Raw genomic sequence first — 18,099 nt, 5'->3', positions numbered from 1 at the left:
TTGGCCAGCCACTTCACGCTAGGCGGCCAGCATTTCCTTCGCGTGCTTGCGGGTCGTCGCGGTGATTTCCAGGCCGCCCAGCATCCGCGCAACTTCCTCGACGCGGCTCGCCTTGTCGAGCGAAATCACGCTGCTCACCGTGCCGCCCTTGCCGTTGCCCGCTTTCGCCACCTGGAAATGGTGGTCGCCGCGCGCGGCGACTTGCGGCAAGTGGGTCACGCACAACACCTGGCGCGCTTGTCCCAGTTGATGCAGCAGCCGTCCAACGACTTCGGCCACGCCGCCGCCAATGCCCGTGTCGACTTCGTCGAAGATCAGCGTAGGGGTCGGACTCGCGGCGCTGGCGATGACCGCCAGCGCAAGGCTGATACGCGCGAGTTCGCCGCCGGAGGCGACCTTGGCGAGCGGCCGCAGCGGCACGCCAGCATGTCCCGCGACGCGGAATTCGACTTGTTCGAGCCCATGCGCGCCGCCTTCGGGCAGCGGCATCAGCGCGACTTCGAAGCTGCCGCCTTTCATCGACAGCTCCTGCATGCCGGTGGTGACCGCGGCGCCCAACGCGGTGCCGGCCCGGGCACGCGCCTTCGACAGTTGTTTCGCTTCGCTCAGGAAGGCTTCTTTGGCCTTGGCTTCGGCGGCGTGCAGGCTGTCGAGGTCGGTGGCGGCATCGAGCGCGGCCAGTTGCGCGCGACGCGCCGCGTGCTCGTCCGGCAGCGTTTCAGGTCGCAGGCGGAATTTGCGCGCGGCCGAGTGCAACGCGTCGAGGCGCTTTTCGACTTGCGCGAGCCGCTCCGGGTCGAGTTCGAGCTTTTGCGCGTAATGACTGAGCGAGTAGACCGCTTCCTGCAACTGGATTTCGGCCGGTTCGAGTGCGGCCAGCACGTCGCTCAACGCCGGGTCGATGTCCGCGAGGTCGCGCACCTTCGATACGATCGACGCAAGTTGCGTGATCATCGCTTCGTCCGACTCGGACAGCGCGCCGAGCGCGCCTTGCACGCCGTCGATCAGATTGGCCGAGTGCGATAGCCGCCGGTGCTCGCTATTGACCTCTTCCCATTCGCCCGGCTGCGGCGCGAGCTTGTCGAGTTCGGTAAGTTGCCACGCGAGGCGCTCGCGCTCGAGCTGCAGCTCGCGGTCGCGCGTCTGCGCATGCTCGAGCGCCTGCACTTTCTCGCGCCACGTGCGCCACGCCCGCGTGACGTTGGCCGCAAGGTCGGCAAGGCCGGCGTGGGTATCGAACAGCTCGCGTTGCGCGTCGGCGCGCATCAGCAACTGGTGCGCGTGCTGGCCGTGAATATCCACCAGCATCTGGCCGACCTCGCGCAACTGCGCGAGCGTCGCCGCCGTGCCGTTGATGAAAGCGCGCGAGCGGCCGTTCGCGTCCACCACGCGCCGCAGCATGACCGTGCCGCCGTGCTCGTCGCCGGTGCCGGCCGTCGCGCCGAGCGCCTGCTCGTCGAGCCATTGCTCGACGTCGGCATGCGTGTCGAATTCGGCAGTGATGTCGGCACGGCTCTCGCCGGTGCGCACGACGCTCGCATCGGCGCGGGCACCGAGCGCGAGCGCCAGCGCGTCGATGAGGATCGACTTGCCGGCGCCCGTTTCGCCGGAGAAAACAGTGAAGCCGCTGTCGAATTCGAGGTCGAGCGCGGCGACGATGACGAAGTCGCGTATCGAGAGGTGGCGAAGCATGAGGTCGTCTGATGAGCTTTGAGATTCGGGTCCGGCAGCGGCGGGCTTTGTCGCAAGCGTTCCAGCGTTGCTGTGCCGCTCAGGGGTTGGGGTCTTCTTCGTGCGACGGGTACTCGTTCCAGTGCAGCTTTTTGCGCAGCGTGGCGAAGTAGCTGTAGCCGACGGGATGCAGCATCGGCACAGTGTGACGCGAGCGCCGTACTTCTATGGTGTCGCTCAACTCGAGCGAGGTGAATGACTGCATGTCGAAATTGACGTTCACTTCGCGCCCGGAGACGATCTGGATGCTCACCTTCGAATCGTCGGGCAGCACGATAGGGCGGTTCGACAAAGCATGCGGCGCGATCGGCACCAATACGATGCCTTGCAATTGCGGATGCAAAATCGGCCCTTGCGACGACAGCGCGTAAGCGGTCGAGCCGGTCGGCGTAGCAACGATCAGACCGTCCGAGCGCTGGTTGTACATGAAGCGCCCATCCACACAGACGTGCAGTTCCGCCATCCCCGAAAAGCCGCTGCGGTTGACCACGACGTCGTTGAAGGCAAGCGCATTGTAGATGGGGGTGCCGCCGCGCATGATGCGCGCTTCGAGCAGCACGCGCTCTTCGCGCTCGAATTTGCCGGACAGCATTTGCGGCACGATCTCGCTCATGTCCGAGATCGGAATGTCGGTAATGAAGCCGAGCCGCCCATGGTTGATGCCGATGAGCGGCGTGCGGTACGGCGCGAGTTGGCGACCGATGCCGAGCATCGTGCCGTCGCCGCCCAGCACCACGGCGACGTCGGCGCGCGCGCCGATCTCGGCCGGACGCAGCGCCGGATAGCCGGTGACGCCGATTTCAGCCGCGGTGTCGGCTTCGAACACGACCTCGAAGCCGCGCTTCGCGATGCACGAAGCGAGCGCGGTCAGCGGCTCCCCGATGCCTGGCGTGTTGTTGCGCCCAACGAGCGCGACGGTCTTGAACTGGCTGGTCACTTGCATGCCGGCATTACACCATAGGTAGGGCCTGAAAAGAACCGCACACAGACCCGGTAGCGGGCCGCCGCGCGCAGGCCGTGAGCGCATGCGGCGATTGTCGTTAGAATGGTGAAGGCTTCATGATGTGTGCGCCGGCCAAAACATTGCGGCGATCTGCCGACCGACGTGCGGCGAGCGCGGCCTGAAGCGTGCCCCAGATGCCGTGGGTGAGCGCTGCTGACGCGACGGATCCAGTGCTGGGCGACTTTGCAGCGCCCAACCACCCAGCAGGTGGCGTCCCGGCGAGCAGTCGTGCGGTCGTGAGGGCCAGGCATCGTTAGCGCTCGCGGTCGTTCTGTCATTGAGCTAAAATTTTTCGTCATGCTAGATCCTCGCGCACAAACCCTCCTGAAAACGCTGATCGAGCGCTACATCGCCGAAGGTCAGCCGGTCGGCTCGCGCACGCTGTCACGTTATTCGGGCCTCGAACTGAGCCCGGCAACCATTCGCAACGTGATGTCCGATCTCGAGGATCTGGGGCTCGTGATCAGTCCGCATACCTCCGCAGGCCGGATCCCCACGCCGCGCGGCTACCGGCTGTTCGTCGATACGATGCTGACGGTGGAATCCGCCGCGGACGAGGAAGCGGTGATGCGCACCGTGAAGACCACGCTGCAGGCAGGCGAGCCGCAGAAAATCGTCGCCGCGGCGGCCAGCGTGCTGTCCAATCTGTCGCAGTTCGCCGGCGTGGTGCTCACGCCGCGGCGCAGCCACGTATTCAAGCAAATCGAGTTCATGCGTTTGTCCGACAAGCGCATCCTGCTGATCATCGTGACGCCCGAAGGCGACGTGCAGAATCGCATCATGGCCACGCAGCGCGATTTTTCGCCGTCGCAACTGGTCGAGGCGTCCAACTACATCAACGCGCATTTCGCCGGCCTGTCGTTCGACGAGGTGCGCCGCCGCCTGCGTGAGGAGATCGACGAGCTGCGCGGCGACATGACGACGCTGATGCACGCCGCCGTCACGGCCAGCACCGACGAGTCCGACACCGGCGAGACCGTGCTGATATCCGGCGAGCGCAATCTTCTGGAAGTCGCCGACCTGTCGTCGGACATGGCGCGCCTGCGCAAGCTGTTCGATGTGTTCGACCAAAAGACCAGTCTCCTTCAATTGCTCGACGTATCGAGTCACGCGGCGGGTGTGCAGATCTTCATCGGCGGCGAGTCGAATCTCGTTCCCATCGAAGAGATGAGCGTCGTCACCGCGCCGTACGAGGTGAATGGCAAGATTGTCGGCACCCTCGGCGTGATCGGACCCACTCGCATGGCCTACAACCGCGTGATTCCGATTGTCGACATCACTGCGCGTCTGCTTTCTCTGACCTTGAGCCAGCAATAGCTGCCGGTCGGCTCCATTGCCGCGAGCCGTGCCGAGCATGATGCGCGAGCGCGCGCGGCTTGCCAATCGGCCGAACGGCCAGGGGCGCGCGGCGGACCCGGCCATGGACCGCACCGCTATAATGAATTTCCATTCAATCCAATCTCCGCGTGAAGCGGTGACTCCCGCTGCCTATGCGCTTTGACCTCGAGCGGCCTTCGCAGAACGCCGCGTCACATCGCGTTGCCGTGCTGCTGATCAATCTCGGCACGCCGGACGCGCCGACGCCGCGCGCGGTGCGCCGTTATCTCGCCCAGTTCCTGTCCGATCCGCGGGTGGTCGAAATTCCGGCGCTGCTCTGGCAGATCATTCTGCGTCTGTTGATCCTGCCGTTTCGCGGCCGCAGTTCTGCAAAGAAGTACGCCGCGGTCTGGATGCCCGAAGGCTCGCCGCTGCGCGTCTATACGGAGAAGCAGACGGAGGCCCTGCGCCACCTGCTGCAATTGAACGACTACACGGTGCTGGTCGACTACGCGATGCGCTACGGCACGCCGGGCATTCCGGCCATGCTGAACCAGTTGAAGCTGGCGGGCGCCGAGCGTGTGCTGCTTATGCCCATGTACCCGCAATACTCATCGTCGACCACGGCGACCGCGTTCGACGACGCTTTTTCGGCGCTCAAGCGCATGCGCAACCAGCCGGAGATCCGCATGGTGCGCCAGTACGCGGATCATCCGGCGTACATTGCGGCGCTCGCCGCGCAGGTGCGTCACTATTGGCATCTCCATGGCCGTCCGGATTTCGCGGCGGGCGACAGGCTGGTGTTCAGTTTCCACGGCGTGCCCAAGCGCACGCTGGACCTGGGCGACCCGTACCACGAGCAATGCCAGCAGACCGGCGCCATGTTGATGCAGGCGCTGGAACTGACGCCGGTGGAATGCCGGATCACCTTCCAGTCGCGCTTCGGCAAGGCCGAGTGGCTGCAGCCGTACACGGCGCCTACGCTCAAGGAACTGGGCGCCGCGGGCGTGCGGCGTGCCGACGTGTTCTGTCCGGGCTTCACTGCCGACTGCCTCGAAACGATCGAGGAAATCGGCATGGAAGTGCGCGACGAATTCCTGCATGCGGGCGGCAAGGAGTTTCACCGCATTGCGTGCGTGAACGCGTCGCAGCCGTGGATTGCCGCGCTCGGCGAAATCGTCGCGCAGAATTTGCAGGGCTGGCCGGTGCAGGCGGTGCCTGTGCCGCACGCCACAGGAGGTTGAGCAGGCTCATGAACTACCGCATTTCAACCGAAGCGGGCGCGAAGCTGCGCATCGACAAATGGCTGTGGGCTGCGCGCTTCTTCAAGACGCGGTCGCTGGCGGCGGCCGCGGTCGACCAAGGGCATGTGCGCATCGGCGGAGCCAGCGTCAAGCCGGCCAAGGACGTGCATGTTGGCGACCTGGTCGAGATCGAGATCGAGCGGTTCGTGTGGCAGGTGCAAGTGCTCGGCGTATGCGACGTGCGCGGCCCGGCGAGCGTCGCGCAAACGCTCTATGCGGAGACCGCAGAGAGCAAGCTGAAGCGCCAGGCCGAGCAGGAGCGGCGCCGGACATATCGCGAACCGGCGGCCGAATTGCATGGGCGGCCGACCAAGCGCCAGCGGCGCGTCATCGACAGATTTTCGGGTGGGGACTAAACAGCTGTTCCATGGTCGCGTGCACACCGCCGTACTCGGTGGTGCGGTCGTTGACCGCACCGGACATGCAGATGGTCGTGGTGCCCGCAACAAGTACCAGTGCGACCACCCCGATTGCAAAGGTCAGTTTCACGGTACTCCCTTCAGGAAGATTCGGGACGAAACGGGCGAATCAGGTGGAATAGTTAAATCGGTAAGCGATACGTCAGATTAGGGTTAACGCGTCTTTCCCGATGCTTTATTGCAGCATAGGCCACTTGTTCGCCGCACTCAATCTCAATCTGATTGCGCGGCAAAAATCGTTGTTACGGGGCATTTCCGCCGCCCTGAAACGGTGCGAAAAGAACGCGGCGCATCGCTTGAAACGGGTCTGTCCGACCCCATCTGCGGCTCTGATATCCGGTTGCGCGCCAATGCGCAGGTCGCTCTCTGGCAACGCACAGAGCACGGCATGCTTCATGCGCCGTCGCCACCGTTGGTTTTTTACCTTTTAACGACTTTTCAGCGACATGGAAAACACGCAAGAGAACCCGACGAGCCAGAATCCCACGCCCGCGGACGAGCCCGCGCGCCAGGCCGTCGAGGCTGCGGCACCGCAGGACGCGGCTGCGAGCGCCACGACGCAAACGCCTGTCGCCGCCGACCAAGCCGCACTGGCCGAAGCTCAGGCGAAGATCGCCGAGTTGCAGGAAAGCTTCCTGCGCGCGAAGGCGGAAACGGAAAACGTGCGTCGTCGCGCTCAGGAGGACGTCGCCAAGGCGCACAAGTTTGCGATCGAGAGCTTTGCGGAGCATCTGTTGCCGGTGGTCGACAGCCTCGAAGCGGCCGTCGCCCATTCGTCCGACGACCTGCAAAAGGTGCGCGAAGGGGTCGAACTAACGCTGCGGCAGTTGACCGGCGCGCTCGAGAAGGGCCGCGTCGTCGCCCTGAACCCGGTCGGCGAGAAGTTCGATCCGCATCGCCATCAGGCTATTTCGGTGGTGCCGGCCGACCAGGAACCGAACACGGTCGTGTCCGTCCTGCAAAAGGGCTTCGTGATTGCGGATCGCGTGCTGCGTCCCGCGCTCGTGACCGTCGCCGCGCCGAAGTAACGCGCCACGACGCTTCGTAAGCCGTTCCTTCGGGCGCGCACAGCGGCATTGCTATGGCCAACATCCCCGTCGGCGCAACCGCGTTTGCAGTGTTCGAGATGCAGGAGTTGAGCGCCGATTCGTTCGACGCGGGCTTGGCCGAAGCGGGAGACGAGCTGGCCGTGGTCTTTTTCTGGGGTCTCGACTGCTTCAACTGCGAGGTCGCCAAGAAGGCCATGCTGGCGCAGCCCGATTCGATCCGTGCGCTCGGCTTGCGCTGGTTTCACAGCAACGTTTACGAGCACCGCGAATTAGGTCGGCGGTTCGTGCTGCACGGCGTGCCCACGTGGTTCTTCTTTCACCGCGGCAAGCGGCTTGGCCGGGCGACCGGCTGGCATGGCCTCGGGCAGTTCGAGGCGGCAGTCAGAGCCGCACGTGAAAAGATCCGGGCCACCGCTGCAAGTGGCGCGCAAGCAGATGGATCGGATGCAGGCAAAAGTTCGGCCGATTGAAAAAAATTAAAGACCGCATCGCAAAAGAGGTCTTGAAAACGATGCGGACGCACTTATGTTGAGTGCAGGTGTGAATTGAGAGCGGATCGACCGAGCGCGGCGTGCGCAAACAGGGCGATTCTCGCAGCGATCAAAGTCAGGAGATCAGTGAAAATGGGCAAAATTATCGGTATCGACCTCGGCACGACCAACTCGTGCGTGGCGATCATGGAAGGCAATTCGGTCAAGGTGATCGAGAACTCGGAAGGTGCGCGCACCACGCCGTCAATCATCGCTTACATGGAAGACGGGGAGATCCTCGTCGGTGCGCCTGCGAAGCGTCAGTCGGTCACGAACCCGAAGAACACGTTGTATGCGGTCAAGCGCCTGATCGGCCGTCGCTTCGAAGAAAAAGAAGTGCAGAAAGACATCGGCCTGATGCCGTACAAGATCATCAAGGCCGATAACGGCGACGCGTGGGTCGAAGTGCGCACGCAGAAGCTGGCGCCGCCGCAAATCTCCGCGGAAGTGCTGCGCAAGATGAAGAAGACCGCTGAGGACTACCTCGGCGAGCCGGTCACTGAAGCCGTGATCACGGTCCCCGCGTACTTCAACGACAGCCAGCGCCAGGCAACCAAGGACGCCGGCCGCATCGCCGGCCTGGAAGTGAAGCGGATCATCAACGAGCCGACCGCTGCTGCTCTGGCATTCGGTCTGGACAAGGCTGAAAAGGGCGACCGCAAGATCGCCGTGTTCGACCTCGGCGGCGGCACCTTCGACATCTCGATCATCGAAATCGCCGACGTCGACGGTGAAATGCAGTTCGAAGTGCTGTCCACGAACGGCGATACGTTCCTTGGCGGTGAAGACTTCGACCAGCGCATCATCGACTACATCATCGGCGAGTTCAAGAAGGAGCAGGGCGTCGATCTGTCGAAAGACGTGCTCGCGCTGCAGCGCCTGAAGGAATCGGCTGAAAAGGCGAAGATCGAGCTGTCGTCGAGCCAGCAGACCGAAATCAACCTGCCGTACATCACGGCGGACGCATCCGGTCCGAAGCATTTGAACCTGAAGATCACGCGTGCGAAGCTCGAAGCGCTGGTTGAGGAGCTGATCGAACGTACGATCGAGCCGTGCCGCGTGGCCATCAAGGACGCGGGCGTGAAGGTCGGCGAAATCGACGACGTGATTCTGGTCGGCGGTATGACCCGCATGCCGAAGGTGCAGGAAAAGGTCAAGGAGTTCTTCGGCAAGGATCCGCGCCGTGACGTGAACCCGGACGAGGCCGTCGCCGTTGGCGCCGCGATTCAAGGCCAGGTTCTGTCGGGCGACCGCAAGGACGTTCTGCTGCTCGACGTGACGCCGTTGTCGCTCGGCATCGAAACGCTCGGCGGCGTGATGACGAAGATGATCAACAAGAACACCACGATCCCGACCAAGCACGCACAGGTCTATTCGACGGCCGACGACAATCAGAGCGCCGTGACCATCAAGGTGTATCAGGGCGAACGCGAAATGGCAGCGGGCAACAAGCTGCTCGGCGAGTTCAACCTGGAAGGCATTCCGCCGGCACCGCGCGGCACGCCGCAAATCGAGGTGAGCTTCGACATCGACGCGAACGGCATCCTGCACGTCGGTGCGAAAGACAAGGCGACCGGCAAGGAAAACCGCATCACGATCAAGGCGAACTCGGGTCTGTCCGAAGCCGAAATCGAGAAGATGGTGAAGGACGCGGAAGCGAACGCGGAAGAAGACCACAAGCTGCGTGAGCTGGCCGACGCCCGTAACCAGGGCGACGCGCTGGTCCACAGCACGAAGAAGGCGCTCACCGAATACGGCGACAAGCTGGACGCCGGCGAGAAGGAAAAGATCGAAGCCGCGCTGAAAGACCTCGAAGAAACGCTGAAGAGCGGATCGAGCGACAAGGCCGCGATCGAAGCCAAGATCGAAGTGGTGGCAACGGCGTCGCAGAAGATGGGCGAGAAGATGTACGCCGACATGCAGGCCGCGCAAGGTGCCGAAGCAGCGGCAGCGGGTGCGGCAGGCGCGACGGGCGCGGGCGCGGGTGCGTCACCGGCAGGCGCGAGCCAGCAGCAGGACGACGTGGTCGACGCCGAGTTCAAGGAAGTGAAGAAGGACTAAAGCCAGGTCGCATTTCGACCGTAAAGCCGCGCACAGAGCAATGTGCGCGGCCCGGCTGCACAAGGAACCGCAAGGAACCGCGCCTCTTCGGGCGAACAATGTGCAAGAGCGGTTATCACGCCTGGCGAGCCTTTTGGGGTTCTCCGGGCACATTTGTTTTATGGAGGGCGTTGTTTTGAACCGTGTCGAAACGGGTGAAAACAGCGGCCGGACGAGTCGCGAGACTCCAGCATTCAAGAGGAGCCACCGCGTCGCATTGCGCGAGTGGCGTTGAACCGATATGGCGAAACGGGATTACTACGAGGTTCTGGGCGTCGCAAAGAACGCGAGCGACGACGAAATCAAGAAGGCTTATCGCAAGCTCGCGATGAAGCACCACCCAGACCGCAATCCGGGCAACAAGGATGCGGAAGGGCATTTCAAAGAGGTGAAGGAAGCCTATGAAATGCTGTCGGACTCGCAAAAGCGTGCCGCGTACGACCAGTACGGCCACGCGGGCGTCGATCCGAACATGGGCGGTGCCGGTGCGCAAGGCTTCGGCGGTTTCGCCGATGCATTCGGCGATATTTTCGGCGACATCTTCGGCCAGGCGGCTGGCGGCGCGGCGCGCGGCGGTGGCCGTGCCGGTCCGCAGGTATATCGCGGCGCCGATCTGCGCTACAGCATGGAAATCACACTGGAGCAGGCCGCGCACGGCTACGACACGCAAATTCGCGTGCCGAGTTGGGTCTCGTGCGAAGTCTGCCACGGTTCGGGCGCGAAACCCGGCACCAAGCCGGAAACCTGCCCGACCTGTAGCGGCTCTGGCGCGGTGCGGATGTCGCAAGGCTTCTTCAGCATTCAGCAGACCTGCCCGAAGTGCCACGGCACCGGCACCTACATTCCCGAACCGTGCGGCCATTGCCACGGCGCGGGCAAGGTAAAGGAAACCAAGACGCTGGAAGTGAAGATTCCCGCGGGTATCGACGACGGCATGCGCATTCGCTCTGCCGGCAACGGTGAGCCGGGCATCAACGGCGGTCCAGCGGGCGATCTGTACGTCGAGATTCATATCAAGCAGCACTCGGTGTTCGAACGCGACGGCGACGACCTGCATTGCCAGATGCCGATTCCCTTCACCACGGCGGCACTCGGCGGCGAAATCGAAGTGCCGACGCTCGCGGGCCGCGCCAGCTTCACCGTGCCGGAAGGCACGCAGTCCGGCAAGACGTTCCGTCTGCGCGGCAAGGGCATCAAGGGGTTGCGTTCGAGTATCGCCGGCGATCTGTACGTGCATGTGCAAGTCGAAACGCCGGTCAAGCTCACCGAGTCGCAACGCGATCTGCTCAAGCAATTCGAAAAGGCGCTGACGGAAGGCGGCGCCCGGCATAGCCCGCAAAGCAAGAGCTGGTTCGATCGCGTAAAGAGCTTCTTCGATTAGTAGCAGTTGGAAGTTGGCGGTGGGCATGACGACTGACAGGCGCGGCACGGTATTCGCGTTGCTCGACGATTGCGATGCGACGCCGGCGCGCCGTTCCAGTCGTCTGTACACGGGTTTCGTGCGTGAGCGGGTCTGCGCGGACGCCGCGCAACTGGAGGCTGTATGCGACTGCGTCGCGGCGGACATCCGGGGCGGCTTGCACGCCGTCATGCTTGCCGACTATGAATTTGGCCGGGCACTCCTCGATATCAGGGCGGTGTCTCCGAAAACGCAGCGTGGCAATGCCACGCTGCGTTTTTTATTGTTCGAGCGCTGCGTCAAACATTCGCGTGAAGAGGTCGACGCGTGGCTCGCGGATGGCGACGAGGGCGCGGCCGAGCCCTCGGTGGCGGGCGTGGCCGACGTGCGCGCGAGCGTCGATGCCGCGCAATTCGACGCGGCCATCGATGCGATTCATGCCGCGTTGCGTGCGGGCGATTCGTATCAGGTCAACTACACGTACCGGCTCGATTTCGACGTGTTCGGCTCACCGATTGCGTTGTATCGGCGCCTGAGAGCTCGTCAGCCGGTTCCCTTTGGCGCGCTGATCGCGTTGCCCGGCGATCAGTGGGTGTTGTCGTGTTCGCCCGAGCTCTTCGTCGAAAAGCACGGCGAGAAGTTGCGCGCGCGGCCGATGAAAGGCACGGCGCCCCGCTCGGACGATCCGGTCGCCGATCGTCGCACTGCCGAATTTCTCGGCAGCGACCCGAAAAACCGCGCTGAGAATGTGATGATCGTCGATATGTTGCGCAACGATCTATCGCGCGTCGCGCAGACGGGGTCGGTCGAGGTGCCGGCGCTGTTCGCGGTCGAACCGTATGCGTCGGTCTGGCAGATGACGTCGACGGTGGAAGCCGCCCTGCGGCCCGGCACGTCGTTCGCCGGCATTCTGCGCGCGCTCTTTCCATGCGGCTCGATCACTGGCGCGCCGAAGCATCGCACGATGCAATTGATCGACGAACTTGAGAGCACGCCGCGCGGACTCTATACAGGGGCGATCGGCTGGCTCGACGGGCCTTCCGCCACGACGCATGTTCGCGCCGCAGGCCGGTCGGCAGATGCAGCTGCCGCGCCAGCGGCCCCGGCTCCAGCCATCGTCTCCAACGAATCCCCATGCGGAGACTTTTGCCTCTCCGTAGCGATCCGGACATTGACGTTGAACAGGTCGGGGAAAACCGGCGGGTTGAAGGGCGAGATGGGCATCGGCGCGGGCATCGTGCTCGACAGCGTGGCCGCCGACGAATATGCGGAGTGCAAATTAAAAGCGCATTTCCTGACTGGCGCCGAGCCGGGTTTCGACCTCTTCGAAACGATGTACGCGACGCGGGAAGAAGGCGTGCGGCATCTGGCGCGTCATCTGCAACGACTTTCGTCGAGCGCCGCGACGCTCGGCTTCAGGCTCGATGATGTCCATACACTCGGTGCCCAGATTGCCGCGAGGTGCGCGACGCTACCTGCGCAGACTCCGCATCGCATGCGGCTCGCGCTGAGCAAGGACGGCACCGTGCACATCCTCGCCGCAGTCCTGACACCGCTGGCGGACTCGATCGTCGGCGTGCTGCTCGGTCCCGATCAGGGCTTTTCCGCAACCCAGGCCGCCGACCCGCTGCTGCGTCACAAGACCACCCGCCGCGCGGACTACGATCGCGGCTGGCGCGAAGCCGAAGCGAAGGGCGCATTCGATACGCTGTTCTTCAACGAGCGAGGTGAGTTGACCGAAGGCGGCCGGTCGAACGTGTTTGTGAAGTTGGCGGGGCGATGGTGGACGCCGCCCCTCGCATCGGGCGTGCTGCCCGGTGTGATGCGCAGTGTGCTGCTCGAAGAAGCGTCGGACCTGCAAGCGGCTGAAAGAGTCCTCACGCGAATGGACGTGCTGAACGCCGAAGCGCTGCTGATCTGCAACGCGTTGCGCGGCGCATTGCCGGCGCGGATCGTGCGCTAGAACCGTACAGCGAGCCGCACGTCCGGATCAGCAAAAATGAACCGCCTGCGCCCGCATGCAATCAGCGCCGGGCTCAACATCCAAGCGGTGCAAGCGCATCAGAACGTGTGCTCCGGCCCAGGGAACGAACCATCCTTGACCGCGCCCACATACGCTTGCACGGCGGCCAGAATGCTTGGCTGCCCTTGCATGAAATCCTTCACGAAGCGCGGTCGCTTGCCGGGGAAAATCCCCAGCATGTCGTGCAGCACCAGCACCTGACCTGAGCAGTCCACACCCGCGCCGATGCCGATCGTCGGAATGGACAACTGCTTCGTGACTTCACTGGCGAGCTGCGACGGAATCGCTTCCATCACGATCAGTTGCGCGCCTGCCGCCTGCATTGCCAGCGAGTCGCGCAGCAGTTGATTCGCGCCCGCCTCGGTCTTGCCTTGCACCTTGAAGCCGCCGAACGCATGCACCGACTGCGGCGTGAGGCCGACGTGCGCACACACCGGAATCGAGCGGTCGACCAGAAAGCGTACGGTCTGCGCGAGCCATTCGCCGCCTTCGAGCTTGACCATCTGCGCACCCGCGCGCATCAGTTCGACAGAGCTTCTGTACGCGTCCTCCGGCGTGCCGTAGGTGCCAAACGGCAAATCGGCCACCACCAGCGCCGAGGTCCGGGCGCGCGCCACGCTGGCCGTGTGATACGCGATGTCGGCCAGCGACACCTGCAGCGTGGTGCTCTGGCCTTGCAGCACGTTGCCCAGCGAATCGCCGATCAGCAGCACGTCGACGCCCGCGCGATCCAGCAGCGCGGCGAAGCTCGCGTCGTAACACGTGAGCATGGCGATTCTTTCGCCGGCGTCGCGCATTGTCTGCAGTTTCGGCACGGTGATCGCGCTCCGGCTCGCTTCCTGCAAATAAGTCATGGGTCAATCCATCGAAAAGACGTCGGCGCGCCGCTCAGAGCGACGTGCCTTTGACAAAGAATTCCTTGCGGCCGCGCATCGTTTCGATGCGTTCGGCGAGCAGCGCAAGGTCCGCGTCGGAGTCGAGCGGATTCAGGTGTTCGGCGTTGACCGTCAGCACGGGCGTGCGGTCGTAGTGATAAAAGAAGTCGTTGTACGCGTCGCACAGCGCGCGCAGATACGCGTCGGAGATCTGCAGCTCCATCGGCACGGCGCGCTTCTGAATGCGCGCGAACAGCACCTCGGGACTGGCCTGCAGATAGACGACGAAATCCGGCGCGGGCGCGCTGGTTTCAAGCCGCGCGGCGAGCGCGCGATACAGTTGCCACTCGTCTTCCTCCAGGGTCAGACGGGCGAAGATGTCGTTCTTCTGCGTCATGAAATCGGCGATGAGTGGCGTGCCGGAGTCATATGCGGCGCTCACGTCCTGCGCCTGCTGCGCGCGCTGCAATGTGAAGTGCAACTGCGTGGGCAACGCGTAACGCGCGGTGTCGCGATAAAAACGTTCGAGAAAGGGATTGTCCTGCGGCCGCTCGAATAGCTCGTGCATCGACCAGCGCTGCGCGAGGCGGCGTGCGAGCGAAGTCTTGCCGACGCCGATCGGCCCTTCGATCGCCAGATAGCCGAATGGCGGGCGCAGTTGCGGCGCGGTGACGGTGAGGGGCGGTGCGCTCATTCGCAGCGGCCTTTATCGGCGCTGCCGGCCGTCAACGCACTGAGTATGGGGCACTGACAGGGCGACTTCACTTTCTCGACGCGTTGATGGCTGACCGCGGCGAGCAGTGCATCGGCGCGGCCGTGTTGCGGGATGACGAGCGCCGCGTCGATCTCGACGAGCGGCACGAGCGCGAACGCGCGCTCGATCAAACGGGGATGCGGCACGCTCAGGTCGGCTTCGTCGATCGACTGATTGCCGTATAGCAGGATATCCAGGTCGAGCGTGCGCGGAGCGTTGCGAAACGGGCGTTCGCGGCCGAACTGATGTTCGATCTTGTGGCACAGCGCCAGTAGATGCCGCACGGGAAGCGTCGTCTCGACCTTCACGACGCAGTTGAAATAGTCGTCACCGCCCGCGTCGATCGGGGCAGTGCGATACAGGCTCGATTTCGCGAGCACGGAGATGGTGTGCTGTTGCGCCAGGCACACCACTGCGTCTTTCAGGGTCTGGCGCGCGTCCCCGAGATTCGCGCCGAGGCCAAGATAAGCAACGGTCATGGCATCACTTCCTGCAACTATCGTTCGACGGCGTCAGCGAACGCCGCGTCAGTCGTCGTGCGCGCCTTCGCGGCCCGCGTCGTTGTCTGTGCGTTCGGCTGGCGTGCCGCCCTCCATTCCGTCGCCCGCTTTGCGTTTTCTGGCGCCACTGCTGCGCCGCCGGCGTTTTCTGGGGCTTCGGTCCGTCCCGCCCTGCGTGAGCAATGCCTCGCGCGCGGCGATGTCTCCTTCGATGAACTCCGTCCACCACGCACCGACCGACTCGTCGAGTTCGCCCGATTCGCAGCGCAACAGGAGGAAATCATACCCCGCTCTAAATCTTTGGTGTTCGAGCAGCTTCAGCGCGCTTCTTCCCGAACGTTTTTCGAGGCGCAACTGCAGGCCCCAGATCTCGCGCATGTCCGACGAGAAGCGCTTGTGGATCGCGAGTTTCTCGGTTTGCGTGTCGAGGACTTCGTCCATCGCGCGATGCAGTGCGGGGACCGGATATTCACCGTCGGCTTCGAATTTCTGCCAGCGCTGCTGCACGTCGTGCCACAACAGGGTGGCGAACAGGAAGCCCGGCGACACCGGTTTGCCGGCGCGCACCCGGGCATCCGTGTTGGTCAGCGCCAAGGTGATGAATTTTTCGCCGGTGGGCTGCTCCAGCACGACGTCGAGCAGCGGCAGCAGGCCATGATGCAGGCCCTCGTGGCGCAAGCGCTTGAGGCAGGCGAGCGCGTGACCCGACAGCATCAGCTTGAGCATCTCGTCGAACAGACGCGCGGCCGGCACGTTGTTGATCAGATCGCCCATGCTGGCGATCGGCGCGCGAGTGTGGTCTTCGATCTCGAAGCCGAGCTTCGCGGCAAAACGCACAACGCGCAGCATGCGCACCGGGTCCTCGCGGTACCGCGTGGCCGGGTCGCCGATCATGCGCAGCAGACGCGCGCGCATGTCGGCCATGCCGTTGTGATAGTCCAGTACCGTTTGCGTGGCCGGATCGTAGTACATCGCGTTGACCGTGAAGTCGCGGCGCGTGGCGTCTTCGTGCTGCTCGCCCCACACGTTGTCGCGCAGCACGCGGCCGCTCGCGTCCACCGCGTGCGTGCGCCGGTCGAGCTCGTCGCGCTTGAGGCGCCGTGCGGGCGGGGCGTCGGCGGCGGGCGGATCGACCAGCGCGCGGAACGTCGAGGTTTCGATGATTTCCTGGCCGAACTGCACGTGCACGATCTGAAACCGCCGGCCGATGATGCGCGCGCGGCGGAACAGCTTCTGCACTTCGTCGGGGGTGGCGTCGGTGGCGACGTCGAAGTCTTTCGGCTTGATGCCGAGCAGCAGATCGCGCACCGCCCCGCCGACGATGAACGCGCGATGCCCCGCCTGCTGCAACCCTTCGGTTACGCGAATCGCGTTGCGCGAGATCAGCGTGGGATCGATGCCGTGCACGTCGTGCGGAATGATGACCGGCACATCCGGCTCCGGCACGGCCGGGGCGGCTGCGCCGCTGGCCTTGCGGCGCGGTCTGGCGGTGCCCGCGGTGGTGGACCTGGTGCGCGTGCGGGCGCTGCCGGTTGAGTCCGAGTCGGCTTCGGCGGGCTGGGTGTCGTCGGCGGGCGCCGGGTCCTGGCCGAATAGCTTGCGAATGAGTTTTTTGATCACGAGGGTTGGAAGAGTTCGAGGATGCGCCAGCCTTTGGCGTGCGCATGGGCGCGCAATGTGTCGTCCGGATTGGTCGCGATGGGGTCGGTGACTTTCTCGAGCAACGGAATGTCGTTGTGCGAATCGCTGTAGAAATAGCTGTGCTCGAAGTCGCTCCAGGTCTTGCCGAGCGACGCGAGCCACGCTTCGGTGCGGACGATCTTGCCTTCCTTGTAGCTCGGCGTGCCGGTGGGGCGGCCGGTGTAGGGCCCGTGCGGATCGCCGTCGACGGTTTCCACTTCGCACGCGATCAGCATCTCGACACCGAAAGCCTGGGCGATCGGGCGGGTGATGAATTCGTTGGTAGCGGTAACCACGCAGCACAGGTCGCCGGCCTCGCGGTGCTGCTTGACCAGCTCCAGCGCGACCGGGGAGATGGCCGGCGTGATCACTTCGTGCATGTACTGTGCGTGGAACTCTGCCAGTTGCGCGCGGGTGTACCGGGCAAGCGGCGTGAGCATCGCGATCAGATAGGCGTGAATGTCGAGCTGGCCGGCTTTGTAGTCGGCGAAAAAGCGGTCGTTTTCACGAGCGAAATTTTCGGCGTCGACCATGCCGTGTTTCACCATGAAGCGGCCCCATTCGTGGTCGCTGTCGGTGGGGATGAGCGTGTGGTCGAGATCGAAGAGTGCAAGGTTAGCCATGGGGGCCTATTTTACTTGAAGCGGATGAAGCGGCGTGCGAACCCGCCGCCGCGCCTGACGCGCCGGCCCCCATGCGCCGTTCGTCGGCGCCGGGCGAAGCCAGCATCGTGCGCAACAGTGGCAGCGTAACCGCGCGCTTCTGTTCGAGCGAAAAGCGGTCGAGCGCGTCGAGTAGCGCCATCAGGCTCGGCATGTCGCGGCGAAAGTGCGTGAGCAGGTAGGCGGGCACATCGTCGGCGAGCATCAGGCCGCGCTCGCGCGCCGCGTGCCTGAGTACCGCCGCCTTGGCTTCGTCGGGTAGCGGCGCGAGATGGAACACGAGGCCCCAGCCGAGGCGGGTGCGCAAGTCCTCGCGCACCGTCATGCCGATCGGCGCCGCATTACCGGCGGCGACCAGCGCGCTGGTGGGATGCGCGCGCACTTCGTTGAAGAGGTTGAATACGGCGATCTGCTGCGCGGCCGACAGCGCGTCGCAGTCGTCGATCGCATACAGCCCGACGCGCCGGTCGAAGCTGAATGCGGCGAGGCTGCTCTGCGGGCCGGCAAAGCGCGCGTGACCCGGCGGCGCTTCGTGCACGAGCGCCTGCAACAGGTGCGTGCGACCGCTGCCGGAGTCGCCCCAAATGTAGAAGGTGCGGTCGGCGACCGGTCCGGCGGCGAGCGCGTTGTCGAGCTCACGCAGCCGCGTGACCAGTTCCGCGTTGGCGCCGGGGAAGAAATTGTCGAATGTCGATGGCGGCGGAGTGCCGAGATCGAGCGTCAGTTGACGAAGCACAGTAGGTGAATGCCGGA

General features: G+C 64.2%; 17 protein-coding genes. 8 read left to right on the top strand and 9 right to left on the bottom strand.

What is annotated here, in order from left to right; translation table 11 throughout:
• Window positions 1–18: 18 nt before the first annotated feature.
• Window positions 19–1,692 (bottom strand): DNA repair protein RecN, encoded by a 1,674-nt coding sequence (recN, locus tag ABQJ48_RS15925; protein WP_367838967.1) that lies wholly within the window; start codon window positions 1,690–1,692, stop codon window positions 19–21.
• 79 nt (window positions 1,693–1,771) lie between these two features.
• Window positions 1,772–2,674, bottom strand: coding sequence for an NAD kinase (locus ABQJ48_RS15920; protein WP_367838966.1), 903 nt, complete (start codon window positions 2,672–2,674; stop codon window positions 1,772–1,774).
• Window positions 2,675–3,031: 357 nt separating this feature from the next.
• Here ABQJ48_RS15920 and hrcA point away from each other — a divergent pair, with 357 nt between their 5' ends.
• The 3 genes from hrcA (at window position 3,032) to ABQJ48_RS15905 (ending at window position 5,711) form a co-directional block, all read left to right on the top strand.
• A complete protein-coding gene (gene hrcA / locus ABQJ48_RS15915; RefSeq protein WP_367838965.1) occupies window positions 3,032–4,051 on the top strand; it encodes a heat-inducible transcriptional repressor HrcA in 1,020 nt (339 codons plus the stop codon).
• Window positions 4,052–4,224: 173 nt separating this feature from the next.
• Window positions 4,225–5,295, top strand: coding sequence for a ferrochelatase (gene hemH / locus ABQJ48_RS15910; RefSeq protein ID WP_367838964.1), 1,071 nt, complete (start codon window positions 4,225–4,227; stop codon window positions 5,293–5,295).
• An 8-nt stretch (window positions 5,296–5,303) separates the two neighbouring features.
• Window positions 5,304–5,711: an RNA-binding S4 domain-containing protein gene (locus tag ABQJ48_RS15905; RefSeq protein WP_367838963.1), complete on the top strand. Its 408-nt coding sequence runs from the start codon at window positions 5,304–5,306 to the stop codon at window positions 5,709–5,711.
• Here ABQJ48_RS15905 and ABQJ48_RS15900 read toward each other — a convergent pair.
• Complete coding sequence (locus ABQJ48_RS15900) at window positions 5,683–5,844, bottom strand: hypothetical protein (protein ID WP_367838962.1); 162 nt, start codon at window positions 5,842–5,844, stop codon at window positions 5,683–5,685. The two genes, ABQJ48_RS15905 and ABQJ48_RS15900, sit on opposite strands and share 29 nt — an antisense overlap.
• Window positions 5,845–6,220: 376 nt before the next feature.
• On the opposite strand from ABQJ48_RS15900, the gene grpE reads away from it, so the two are divergent.
• From grpE to ABQJ48_RS15875, 5 genes are all read left to right on the top strand, one after another.
• The gene (gene grpE / locus ABQJ48_RS15895) at window positions 6,221–6,802 is read left to right on the top strand and encodes a nucleotide exchange factor GrpE (protein WP_367838961.1); all 582 of its coding nucleotides are present in this window, start codon (window positions 6,221–6,223) and stop codon (window positions 6,800–6,802) included.
• Window positions 6,803–6,855: 53 nt separating this feature from the next.
• Window positions 6,856–7,293, top strand: a complete 438-nt coding sequence (locus ABQJ48_RS15890; RefSeq protein ID WP_367838960.1) for a thioredoxin family protein — start codon at window positions 6,856–6,858, stop codon at window positions 7,291–7,293.
• 153 nt (window positions 7,294–7,446) lie between these two features.
• Entirely contained in the window at window positions 7,447–9,414 is a 1,968-nt protein-coding gene (dnaK, locus tag ABQJ48_RS15885; RefSeq protein WP_367838959.1) for a molecular chaperone DnaK, read from the top strand.
• A gap of 280 nt (window positions 9,415–9,694) precedes the next feature.
• Window positions 9,695–10,834 carry a molecular chaperone DnaJ gene (dnaJ, locus tag ABQJ48_RS15880; RefSeq protein ID WP_367838958.1) on the top strand — a complete coding sequence of 380 codons (1,140 nt, stop codon included), beginning with the start codon at window positions 9,695–9,697 and terminating at the stop codon, window positions 10,832–10,834.
• Window positions 10,835–10,859: 25 nt separating this feature from the next.
• On the top strand, window positions 10,860–12,815 hold the full coding sequence (locus ABQJ48_RS15875; RefSeq protein ID WP_367838957.1) for a chorismate-binding protein: 1,956 nt from the start codon (window positions 10,860–10,862) through the stop codon (window positions 12,813–12,815).
• 98 nt (window positions 12,816–12,913) lie between these two features.
• Here the strand turns inward: ABQJ48_RS15875 and panB are convergent, their stop codons facing one another.
• From panB to hda, 6 genes are read right to left on the bottom strand one after another with little or no spacing between them, the layout of a single operon-like run.
• On the bottom strand, window positions 12,914–13,729 hold the full coding sequence (gene panB, locus ABQJ48_RS15870) for a 3-methyl-2-oxobutanoate hydroxymethyltransferase (protein WP_367838956.1): 816 nt from the start codon (window positions 13,727–13,729) through the stop codon (window positions 12,914–12,916).
• A gap of 34 nt (window positions 13,730–13,763) precedes the next feature.
• Window positions 13,764–14,444 carry a deoxynucleoside kinase gene (locus ABQJ48_RS15865; protein WP_367838955.1) on the bottom strand — a complete coding sequence of 227 codons (681 nt, stop codon included), beginning with the start codon at window positions 14,442–14,444 and terminating at the stop codon, window positions 13,764–13,766.
• Complete coding sequence (gene folK / locus ABQJ48_RS15860; protein ID WP_367838954.1) at window positions 14,441–14,983, bottom strand: 2-amino-4-hydroxy-6-hydroxymethyldihydropteridine diphosphokinase; 543 nt, start codon at window positions 14,981–14,983, stop codon at window positions 14,441–14,443. The genes ABQJ48_RS15865 and folK overlap by 4 nt, the downstream gene beginning before the upstream one ends.
• 48 nt (window positions 14,984–15,031) lie before the next feature.
• Window positions 15,032–16,624 (bottom strand): polynucleotide adenylyltransferase PcnB, encoded by a 1,593-nt coding sequence (pcnB, locus tag ABQJ48_RS15855; RefSeq protein ID WP_367838953.1) that lies wholly within the window; start codon window positions 16,622–16,624, stop codon window positions 15,032–15,034.
• Window positions 16,621–17,307 carry a histidinol-phosphatase gene (locus ABQJ48_RS15850; protein ID WP_367838952.1) on the bottom strand — a complete coding sequence of 229 codons (687 nt, stop codon included), beginning with the start codon at window positions 17,305–17,307 and terminating at the stop codon, window positions 16,621–16,623. The genes pcnB and ABQJ48_RS15850 overlap by 4 nt, the downstream gene beginning before the upstream one ends.
• Window positions 17,300–18,082, bottom strand: coding sequence for a DnaA regulatory inactivator Hda (gene hda / locus ABQJ48_RS15845; RefSeq protein WP_367838951.1), 783 nt, complete (start codon window positions 18,080–18,082; stop codon window positions 17,300–17,302). The genes ABQJ48_RS15850 and hda overlap by 8 nt, the downstream gene beginning before the upstream one ends.
• Between the last annotated feature and the right edge of the window lie 17 nt (window positions 18,083–18,099).

This window comes from Paraburkholderia suaedae, assembly GCF_040812055.1.
In the GTDB taxonomy this organism is placed as follows: domain Bacteria; phylum Pseudomonadota; class Gammaproteobacteria; order Burkholderiales; family Burkholderiaceae; genus Paraburkholderia.
This window is presented reverse-complemented; position numbering and strand designations above follow the sequence as displayed.

Bases quoted from the DNA above. Each gene is read 5' to 3' on its own strand.
- ABQJ48_RS15875 (WP_367838957.1), top strand. From the start codon at position 10,860: ATGACGACTGACAGGCGCGGCACGGTATTCGCGTTGCTCGACGATTGC.
- ABQJ48_RS15905 (WP_367838963.1), top strand. From the start codon at position 5,304: ATGAACTACCGCATTTCAACCGAAGCGGGCGCGAAGCTGCGCATCGAC.
- folK (WP_367838954.1), bottom strand. From the start codon at position 14,983: ATGACCGTTGCTTATCTTGGCCTCGGCGCGAATCTCGGGGACGCGCGC.
- panB (WP_367838956.1), bottom strand. From the start codon at position 13,729: ATGACTTATTTGCAGGAAGCGAGCCGGAGCGCGATCACCGTGCCGAAA.
- dnaJ (WP_367838958.1), top strand. From the start codon at position 9,695: ATGGCGAAACGGGATTACTACGAGGTTCTGGGCGTCGCAAAGAACGCG.
- ABQJ48_RS15850 (WP_367838952.1), bottom strand. From the start codon at position 17,307: ATGGCTAACCTTGCACTCTTCGATCTCGACCACACGCTCATCCCCACC.
- dnaK (WP_367838959.1), top strand. From the start codon at position 7,447: ATGGGCAAAATTATCGGTATCGACCTCGGCACGACCAACTCGTGCGTG.
- ABQJ48_RS15865 (WP_367838955.1), bottom strand. From the start codon at position 14,444: ATGAGCGCACCGCCCCTCACCGTCACCGCGCCGCAACTGCGCCCGCCA.
- ABQJ48_RS15890 (WP_367838960.1), top strand. From the start codon at position 6,856: ATGGCCAACATCCCCGTCGGCGCAACCGCGTTTGCAGTGTTCGAGATG.
- grpE (WP_367838961.1), top strand. From the start codon at position 6,221: ATGGAAAACACGCAAGAGAACCCGACGAGCCAGAATCCCACGCCCGCG.
- ABQJ48_RS15920 (WP_367838966.1), bottom strand. From the start codon at position 2,674: ATGCAAGTGACCAGCCAGTTCAAGACCGTCGCGCTCGTTGGGCGCAAC.
- recN (WP_367838967.1), bottom strand. From the start codon at position 1,692: ATGCTTCGCCACCTCTCGATACGCGACTTCGTCATCGTCGCCGCGCTC.
- hemH (WP_367838964.1), top strand. From the start codon at position 4,225: ATGCGCTTTGACCTCGAGCGGCCTTCGCAGAACGCCGCGTCACATCGC.
- hrcA (WP_367838965.1), top strand. From the start codon at position 3,032: ATGCTAGATCCTCGCGCACAAACCCTCCTGAAAACGCTGATCGAGCGC.